This is a genomic window from Haemophilus sp. SZY H56, from assembly GCF_054332415.1.
Map to the genome: position 1 here is coordinate 1 of NZ_JBTGNX010000023.1, position 9,406 is coordinate 9,406.

The 9,406-nt window shown below is 39.0% G+C and carries 8 protein-coding genes, 1 tRNA gene and 1 pseudogene; 4 read left to right on the forward strand and 6 right to left on the reverse strand.

Annotation, left to right across the window (positions count from 1 at the left end):
• Positions 1-149: 149 nt before the first annotated feature.
• From hemG to ACXVWP_RS10890, 3 genes are read right to left on the reverse strand one after another with little or no spacing between them, the layout of a single operon-like run.
• A complete protein-coding gene (gene hemG / locus ACXVWP_RS10880) occupies positions 150-656 on the reverse strand; it encodes a menaquinone-dependent protoporphyrinogen IX dehydrogenase (protein ID WP_289902529.1) in 507 nt (168 codons plus the stop codon).
• Entirely contained in the window at positions 653-2,119 is a 1,467-nt protein-coding gene (locus ACXVWP_RS10885) for a TrkH family potassium uptake protein (RefSeq protein WP_289902528.1), read from the reverse strand. Before ACXVWP_RS10885 ends, hemG begins: the two co-directional genes overlap by 4 nt.
• Positions 2,120-2,129: 10 nt before the next feature.
• Entirely contained in the window at positions 2,130-2,741 is a 612-nt protein-coding gene (locus tag ACXVWP_RS10890) for a YigZ family protein (protein ID WP_289902527.1), read from the reverse strand.
• A 116-nt stretch (positions 2,742-2,857) separates the two neighbouring features.
• Here ACXVWP_RS10890 and tusA point away from each other — a divergent pair, with 116 nt between their 5' ends.
• Positions 2,858-3,097, forward strand: a complete 240-nt coding sequence (gene tusA / locus ACXVWP_RS10895; RefSeq protein WP_289902526.1) for a sulfurtransferase TusA — start codon at positions 2,858-2,860, stop codon at positions 3,095-3,097.
• A 28-nt stretch (positions 3,098-3,125) separates the two neighbouring features.
• On the opposite strand, the gene ACXVWP_RS10900 is transcribed toward tusA, so the two are convergent.
• The 3 genes from ACXVWP_RS10900 to selA are packed head-to-tail and all read right to left on the reverse strand — an operon-like array spanning position 3,126 to position 7,275.
• Complete coding sequence (locus ACXVWP_RS10900) at positions 3,126-4,028, reverse strand: RsiV family protein (RefSeq protein ID WP_289902525.1); 903 nt, start codon at positions 4,026-4,028, stop codon at positions 3,126-3,128.
• Between the two features lie 8 nt (positions 4,029-4,036).
• The gene (gene selB / locus ACXVWP_RS10905) at positions 4,037-5,896 is read right to left on the reverse strand and encodes a selenocysteine-specific translation elongation factor (RefSeq protein WP_289902524.1); all 1,860 of its coding nucleotides are present in this window, start codon (positions 5,894-5,896) and stop codon (positions 4,037-4,039) included.
• Positions 5,893-7,275 carry an L-seryl-tRNA(Sec) selenium transferase gene (gene selA, locus ACXVWP_RS10910; protein WP_289902523.1) on the reverse strand — a complete coding sequence of 461 codons (1,383 nt, stop codon included), beginning with the start codon at positions 7,273-7,275 and terminating at the stop codon, positions 5,893-5,895. The genes selB and selA overlap by 4 nt, the downstream gene beginning before the upstream one ends.
• A gap of 72 nt (positions 7,276-7,347) precedes the next feature.
• On the opposite strand from selA, the gene ACXVWP_RS10915 reads away from it, so the two are divergent.
• The 3 genes and pseudogenes from ACXVWP_RS10915 to ACXVWP_RS10925 all read left to right on the forward strand — a co-directional run bounded on the left by ACXVWP_RS10915 (position 7,348) and on the right by ACXVWP_RS10925 (position 9,076).
• Positions 7,348-7,442 (forward strand) — tRNA-Sec (locus tag ACXVWP_RS10915).
• A 290-nt stretch (positions 7,443-7,732) separates the two neighbouring features.
• Positions 7,733-8,602: pseudogene (locus ACXVWP_RS10920) on the forward strand (tyrosine-type recombinase/integrase); the annotation flags it as partial.
• Positions 8,603-8,632: 30 nt separating this feature from the next.
• On the forward strand, positions 8,633-9,076 hold the full coding sequence (locus ACXVWP_RS10925) for a hypothetical protein (RefSeq protein WP_225852629.1): 444 nt from the start codon (positions 8,633-8,635) through the stop codon (positions 9,074-9,076).
• Positions 9,077-9,406 lie beyond the last annotated feature (330 nt).

A 9,406-nucleotide genomic window follows, 5' to 3' on the forward strand; every position in this document is an offset into this window, starting at 1 on the left:
TTTCACAACAGTGCGTCGTTGTGTGGGGCGTATTATAGATATTTCAGAATTCTTTGCAAGTGCTTTTTTGTAAAAAAATGTGATTTTTTCTTGATTGAAGATCTTTTAATCAAATAGTCTAAAAAACACTATTTTTATGCTGTTTTATTCTACGAATTCAGGCTTTCCGTAAACGCCTTTACTTTTCCCCAATCGGTATATTCAATTTCTTTAGTCGCATCTGTTTCACCACCTGTAATTTTCATAATCAATTGGATCATGATACGATCAATCCATTTATAGCGTGGATATAGCAACGCACCTGCAAACACGCCGACTTTTGCTGGAGTCCATCTTATGCGTTGAAGGAACTTACGCACATAGAGATTTCCTTCTGGCGTATCTTTTCCTTCTTTTCTCGCTGTCAAATTTACGCCAAAAAAGACCGCGCTTTTTGCATTCAATAATTCGTGATGGCGTTCTACAAAACGATATACCTGTTTATTAAAGTGACCATAACGAACGGATGCCCCAATAATCACCTGATCAAAAAATTGAAGATCCAATTCCTCCATTAACGGTGAAACCACTACTTCTCCCTCAAGATACTGAGCCATAAATTCAGCAATCTTTTTTGTTTGCCCATCACAGCTTGAATATAAAATTAATGTTTTCAATATGCCTTCCAAAACGCTGGTGTAAAGAGTATCAATAATGTAAAAATTTCTAAACGCCCACAAATCATAGCAAAACTAAAGACTAATTTGGCACTTTCTGGAACATCAATAAAGTTTTCGTGAACAAGGCCAAGTCCTGGTCCTGCATTCGTTAATGTGGCGAATACTGCCCCCATCGCATCAAAAACATTCATTCCACAAAGAATAGCAGCAAAAACACATCCCCAATAAACCAGTATAAAAATAATGAAAAATGCCAAAATACTTTCTATCATTCTTGGTGCTAGACGATTTTTACCTATTCGAATTGGTTGTACTAAATTTGGATGAATTAGACTATGCAGTTCTCGATCGATTTGTTTCCACAATATAAGTGTCCGTATCGCTTTTAATCCCCCAGTTGTTGAACCGCCACAACCACCAATTACCGCAGAAATCACCAGTAAAAGCCCAATAAAAGGCGGAAGATTATTAATATCAAAAATCGTATAACCAGAAGTCATTGACATTGATGTTAATTGTAATGCACCTTTTGTTACTGCCTCGTTCATATCTGAAACTAAACCGTAACCATATAAAGATAGAGATACAATACCAATAAAAATAATTTGCATCGTTAGAAAAAAACGAAATTCGGGATCTTTCCAATAATTTCGCCAAATATTTCTTTTACCTAATGCAAGAAAAGCAGAAATATGTAAACTAAAATTAACACCGCCAATCAGCATAAAAATTGTTGTAACCCAATAAATGGAAGCTTGATCAAAATAGCCGATACTTGCATCATGTGTTGAAAATCCGCCATTTGAAATTGTCGAAAAACTATGCCCAATGGCATCAAAAAAATTCATTCCTGACAGCCAATATGCAATGGCACAAAGAACAGTTAATGAAGCATAAATAATCCAAAGCGCTTTTGCCACTTCTGAAATTTTAGGCAAAGATTTTTGATCTTTAAGCGGGCCTGAAGATTCTGCTCGATATAATTGTGTCCCACCAATTCCCAACAGCGGAATTATCGCCACAGCCAATACGATAATCCCCATACCACCTAACCATTGTAAAAACTGGCGATAAAACAAAATAGATTTAGGTAAATTATCCAGCCCCGTCATTACCGTTGCACCTGTAGTAGTTAAGCCAGAAAATGACTCAAAAATTGCTGAGGAAAAAGACAGGTGCGGTTTTTCAAATAGCATGAATGGAATTGCCCCGATGCTGCCGAGTACTAACCAAAAAGCCACAACAATCAAAAAACCATCACGGGATCGTAATTCTTGTTTGTGGTGATGACAAGACCACCAAAGCAACATGCCCACGGTTAAGCTTAATGCAAAAACTTGCATAAACGCTTTACCGCCACCATCGCCATAAATAAGTGCCACAAAGGCTGGAATCAGCATCGTGCCGGAAAAGCACATGATCAAAATGCCGACAATCCGAATAATGGATAAAATATGCACAATATCTCGCTTAATTCATTTCTTCTAATTTCAACGTTCCTGCAGAACGCTCAATTAATGCTTGTTCAAAAGGTTTAATTTGATCTTCACTAATGCCTAACTGTAATGTAATCTGCACTTGAAAATCTTGCTGATAAATTTCAATTTGATGTTGCTCACACAAAATTTGGATCCAATTTAATTGTGCATAATCACAATGAACTTGGAATAACTGACGTTCGACTTTTCGTTCGGTTTCTAATAATTTTAAAGCTTGCTGCACGCCATTTCCATAAGCACGAACTAAACCGCCAGTGCCTAATAAAATGCCACCATAATAACGAACAACAACGGCACTAATTTCACCAACTTGACTACCTAGCAAAGCAGATAGCATCGGTTTCCCTGCTGTGCCTGCTGGCTCACCATCATCGGAAAAGCCTAATTGTTGAGAATTCGTTGTCCTGCCAGCCACTGCAGCCCAACAATGGTGGCGGGCATTAGGGTGCTGTGCTTTAATTTCTGCCCAAAAAGCTTTGGCTTGTTCAAGTCCTTCCGTATGTTGCAAATACGTGATAAATCGACTTTTCTTAATTTCTTCTTCAAAAACGACCGCACTTTTGGGAATAAGATATTCAGCCATGAAATAATTGCTTAAATGAATTTGTTGCGTAGTTTAGCATTAATAGCAGATTTATCGAAATTTCCCCATAATTATTGTATGATGTAGTTCAATTTCAATAAAACTGATGAATAACAATGACTGAAATGACTGCCAATAAAACCCTTGATACCGTTGGTTTACGTTGTCCTGAACCCGTGATGCTCGTAAGAAAAAACATTCGCCACATGAATGAAGGTGAAGTGTTGCTTATTTTGGCGGATGACCCAGCTACTACACGCGATATTCCCAGTTTCTGCCAATTTATGGAGCATACGCTGTTAGCAAGTGAAACCCAAGATACACCTTTTAAATACTGGGTGAAAAAAGGCCAATAAAAATGCGGCCTATATTGACCGCACTTTGTTATTCTGCCGTATTACTCGAAACGGGGTAATATTTTTTCTGAATAAATTCAGGCTTCAATAAAGCAGGGGCATTCCACCACTCAATCACCAGCTCCTGTGGTCCAGCTGCATAAGACGCAATTTCATACACGTTATACACAAAATGAATACCGTCATGATCTAAATAGAAATTATCGGTCACTTCAAAAGCGTCTTTTGATGTAAATGCTTCCTCATCTTTTACCTCACCATATCGAGTATAACGTTCCCAAAGCATCTCTTTTAATTTAGCTTGCTGATTTGGTTTAAACACATCATCAAATGAAAGTCGTTTTTTTGTTTCTAAATCAATATTAAGATAATGATCCCCCCCAACGCCATGAGCGCCACCACCATAGCTGTAATAGTTTATTAAAAATACAGCAAGCTTACCTCTTTGGTGATTAAATGCTAAATCTAAGGTTTCATCAACACCAATTATTGGGGATTCCAACATCTCTTTCTTAGCTTCATCATATGCTTTCTGGTAATCTGCTATAAGCTGCTCACGGCTTCTTGGTTTACCGTCAGCATTTTTGGAAATTTGTTCTAAAAGTAGTGTATCTAACCATTCAATATTCGTTTTTAGTGTCGAAATGCTGTAATGAAGTTTACCTTCTACAGGCACATATTCATCTTCTTTGGGCGATTTAGGATATTTGATGGTTTCCTCTTTATCAAAAATCACATCATCTTGAGCAATAATTGCTGGAATAACCTTCTCCACCTTTTCTTTTTCAGCTTTTAATTGTGTATTTTCTGCCGTCAGTTGCGCAATAGTCTGTGTTTGTTGCTCAATTTTTGCTTTCGCTTCTTTATCTTCGCAACCTGTTACAGTAAAAAGTGCGGTTAAAATTAAGGCTGAAATCAGTGTTTTTTTCATGTGTTATCCTATAAATCAAATGTATCTTTATCACGTAAAATATGGTCATTGCCTTTGCGGCGTAAAAAGCCAGTACGGTCAAAATACTCCATTAACTGTACGGTCAGTTTTCGACCAAAATTAAGCTTGTCACGTAATTCATTTACCGCAATCTTACCTTCTTCACCTGCTATTTGCTTAATTAAGCGAGCATAAGCATAAATGCTCTCAGTCAGGAAAAATCGATCTTTTACAATTGGGGTGAGATAGCCCAACTTACCTGCTTTATACATGAAATTACGCATCGCACTTTCATCTTGCGACAAGGCGGTTGCCATATCTCGCACCCAAATGGCTTGACCATGCGCTTTCTCAAATTCAGCTAACACCGCTTGCCATAAGCTTTGCTCTTCGGCTGAAAATTGGATTTTGTGTGAAGGCAAATGTAACCAACCACGAGTCTGCTGCAATTGGCCTTCATCAAGCATTTCTTCAATAAAATGATAAATCAGATTTTCCGGTTGGTTTAGTGTCGCAATACGGTATAAGCGGGCCTTACTCAAACCTAGCTGATCATTATGTTGCTCATGATAGGTAGCAAGTGCGGTCAAAATTTGCTGCGTTTTTTCACGTTGATAATCGCGATTAAAACACCAATTTTGGAAATGGATATCGCCATTCTCAGCTAATACTTCAGCCAGCTGATTTTCAGTTAGTTGCTCACTCCACATTAAAGCTTGAGCTGAAATCGCCTCTTTTTGTAAGGTTAATCCGATGCGTTGTGTGGCAGTTTGAGCCTGATTAAGTTTAGCCAAGAACGCTAAGCGAGCCTCTGTGCGCTTATAACGTTTTGGTGAATGAATTTCGAGTACCTTGGCACCACCAATTAACGCTTTCGCATCACCACTACGTAAAATTAATTTATCCCCAAAAGCTAAAAATAATGGCTGTTCTAAAATAACTTCTGCCAAAGTGCGGTCATTTTTCATTACATTTTTGCTTTCAAGCAAGGTGAGCTTACCCGTCGTACGGCTTGCCGCATGATAAATGTGCACTGGCTGACTGTCTTTCAAATTCACTTCAGGTGTAATTTCAATGGTAATACGATCGGTCGGCTCAAGTGGTTCTGAGGCTAACAACCAATCGCCGCGCTGCATTGGAGTACGATCTAAATCAACGTTTAAATTGAGCGCTAAGCGTTGACCAGCCAAACCTTTTTCGCTCGGTGTATTCTGAGCATGAATATTTTTTACGCGAACCTTTTGTCCCGTAGAAAGGAAGAGTTCATCATCAATGGCCACCGTTCCCGCAAATGCTGTCCCTGTTACCACTGTCCCCGCCCCTTTCACGCTAAAAACACGGTCGATGGCGTAACGGAACGGTTTATCTATTTCAGCTAATTCAGGTAAATTGGCCAAATAATCGCGTAACGCATTAATCCCTAAGCCTGTTTGTGCCGATGTAATAAAATAATGAGATTCAGCTAAGAATGGATAATCCGTCTGAATTTGTGTTTTTAATGCCTCGATTTGCTCATCTGTTGCTCGGTCAGCCTTGGTAATCACTACCATGATTTCAGTAAATTGAAGCTGACGCAAAATCGCTAAGTGTTCTTTAGTTTGTGCGGCAATTCCTTCATCTGCAGCAACAATGAGCATCGCATAATGCACACCACCAAGCCCCGCCAACATATTGGCGAGAAACTTTTCATGGCCAGGCGCATCAATAAACCCGAGTACTTTCTCTTTTAAAGGCAAATAGGCATACCCTAAATCAATGGTCATGCCACGTTTTTTTTCTTCCGGCAAATGGGCAGTATTTGTGCCTGTCAGCGCTTGCAAAAGGGCTGTTTTACCATGATCGACGTGCCCTGATGTTACTATGATCATAATTTTTCCACCGTATCTAATAATGCCTTAAAGTCAGCCACGCTACGTAAATCTAACCAAATTTTTCCTTTCTCAACGCGGCCGATTATCGGCTGTTCTAACGCTTTGAATACTGCTAAAAGTGCGGTCAATTTTGCCTCTGTTTTTTCTGCAATCGTCACCGCGAGAGAAGGAATCGTCGCCATCGGTTGAGAACCACTCCCAATCTGAGCAACACTTTCTTCAATCTCAACCTGGTAATCTTTTAAGCGGTTTACTAAACAGGCTTTAAGTTGTTCGGCTTTTTCTTTTAATACATCCATTGATTGGGTGAGCAAATGTAAAGTTGGCAATGTCTCAGTAAGTTTTTCAGGTTGGAGATAAAGGCGTAATGTTGCCTCAAGCCCAGCTAAAATCACTTTATCGCAACGTAATACGCGCTTTAATGGATGAGCTTGTAACTGAGCAATCCACTCTTTTTTACCGACAATAATACCAGCTTGTGTTCCGCCCAATAATTTATCGCCTGAGAATGACACCAAATTTACGCCCTGTGCGACTTTTTCTTGCACCGTTGGCTCATTCGGTAAATCATATTGGCTTAGATCAATCAATGCCCCACTACCAAGATCCGTAATCACTGGAATATCAAATTCTCGTCCAAGATCAACCAATTCTTGTTCTGAAACCGAAGCGGTAAACCCACTAATATGATAATTACTGCAATGTACTTTCATTAAGAAAGCGGTATTTTCATTGATTGCTTGACGATAATCTTTCAAATGTGTGCGGTTTGTTGTCCCCACTTCAACAAGTTTACAGCCTGCTTGAGCCATAATATCTGGAATGCGAAATGCACCACCGATTTCAATTAACTCACCACGAGAAATAATGACTTCTCTATCTTTAGCAAAGGTGGCCAACATCAAGAGTACAGCTGCAGCATTATTGTTAACGATACAAGCAGCTTCTGCACCTGTGAGTTGTGCAAGTAGTTCACTAATATAATTATCCCGATGACTGCGTTTGCCTTCTTCCAAATCATATTCTAACGCAACATTACCTTTCATCGCATGAAGCGCTGCCTGTTGTGCGCTTTCAGACCATAATGCTCGTCCTAAATTTGTGTGTAATACCGTTCCCGTTAAATTATGGACTGATTTAATTTGTACATGATTTTGTTGAGTCAAGCGATGCTGTAAATGATGTAATGTACTTAGATGATCGGCAAAAAAGTGCGGTAAATTTTTATGCTGTTTGATAAACTCGCGCCCATCAGATAATAATTGGCGTAATTCACGCACGACAGCTGAATGACCAAATTCAGTTAAAAGCATTTCACCTTCTGGTGTTTTTAAAAATTTATCTACCGAAGGAAGTTGTTGAAAAAGTGCGGTCATTTTTAATTCCTATTTCAAAATGGCATTGAATTGTAAACTAATTTACGCTAAAGTAACCGCAATTTCAATAACGGAAGGTCGTCATCTCCGGTGAGGTGGCAGGACTTCAAATCCTGTTGGGGACGCCAGCGTTCCCGGGTGGGTTCAACTCCCATGACCTTCCGCCAATCCATATAAATCTGCATAAATCCACGTAAATAATTCACCAGCAAGACCCAGTTAGAATAAGGCTTTATTGTAATTTTACGTAATCGGACGTAAACTACCAGCAACGATTTTTAGTAACATTTTTTGTACTATATTTTGGCGATAGTACTATTTTTTTGGATTCACTCCCAAATCCGGCTTAAATCTTCAAAAAACGATAGTACAAAAACTGAAATTCAACTAAGTAAATCAATGTTTTAAAAATCGGTAAATAACAGCTATTCACTGTTTTTTGATGGTACTAAAATTTATGGCACGCATAATTCAACCCTTAACCGATACGAAGATCCGCACCGCTAAAGCGGATGATTTCCCCCTAAGAGATGGCAACGGCTTATCATTAGAACTTACAAATGCAGGCTCTAAGATATGGCGGTTTAACTATCAAAAACCTTTCACTAAAAAACGCACTAATATTAGCATTGGTAACTTAAAAGAAATGGGGCTTGCAGAGGCACGCATTAAGCGTGATGAATATCGAGCCTTATTGCTTAAAGATATTGATCCGAAAGAATATGCAGACAAGCAACAACAAGAGGCTAACGATAAATTAAACCGCACTTTTGAAAAGATGGCTCACTTATGGTTTGAGGATAGAAAACTAAAAGCTAACTTTACCGAGCGCACAGCGAAAGATACGTGGGCTTTATTTGAACGCCACATTTTAAAAGCGTTAGGGGCTTATCCAATCGACAGAATCACGCCTTTAATAGCAATCAACGCATTTAAGCCATTAGAGCGAGAGGGAAAGTTAGAGACGGTTAGAAAAATCATCAATAACGTGAATTTTGTAATGCGTTATGCTTTGCATCGTGGACTGATTGAAACTAACAATCTTGCAAATATTGGCAATGAATTTGATAAGCCTATCACTAAAGGAATGAGCACTATACCACCTGAAGAATTACGGAGCTTTCTAGTTAAGTTTTATGAGGCAAGGGATAATAATCGATTCTCGCCATTGTCATTTTATGCCGTAATGCTAACGTTGCTCACAGGCAGCCGACCAAGCGAAATAGCAAAAGCCAAATGGAGCGATATTGATTTTGATACAGGCATTTGGAGTTATTTAGTGCAGAAAGGCAATAAGAACCGACCTGAGGGGCAATTACATACGGTTAGAGATTGATGCAGCGCAAGGGGGTAAGAAATGGCTAAATTAATCAACGCCCCTTACGCTAAACAGCAAGACCCCACAGGTCAAAGCCTTGTGACTATCTGCATAGGCACGCAAGCGCAAACTATCGCAAATCATTTTAATGAAATGGGTAAAAGTGCGGTAGAAATTGAGCTAGAAAATTCACTAGGCGAGCAAGGGAAATCATTTCCTTGTGTAGTGATTGATAGTGAGATTTTAGAGCAGATAGAACGCTATCGCATTGCACCTAAAAATACCCAGTCTATCCGCTTAATACAGGCGAATAATGGCGTAGCCCTATCATATGAAACGCTTGAGCTCATTTATTTAAATATCGCGCAATCCACCAGTGCAGAAAGCGTGATTTATTGCAATGAGGCTGGCGAAGTGTTGGAAGATGTAAGCCGATATATTCAACGGTTAAACGAGGACGAGGAAAGCGAAGATATAGAATAAAAAGCCTATTTTGAAAGGTATAGACTATCAATAATAAAGAGCTGATCATAATTGATTTGCTCTTTTTTTTATTCCACAGACGGAAAGAACAAGAAAAATTTTTTCCGTGTGTAGATGAGTTAAAAAATATTGGGCATTTTGGGCACGGAAACAACAAAATATAAATATATCAATCACTTATAAAAAATAGCGTGCCCAAATTACCCCTTTTCGTGCCCAAAAATAGGCTTTCCGTGCCCAATTTGTGCCCAGCCGTGCCCAGTGTTTTTTAGTTATCTATACACTTTTTTTATTTTTTCGGTGGTGGATAGCTATGGTTGATCTATAGGT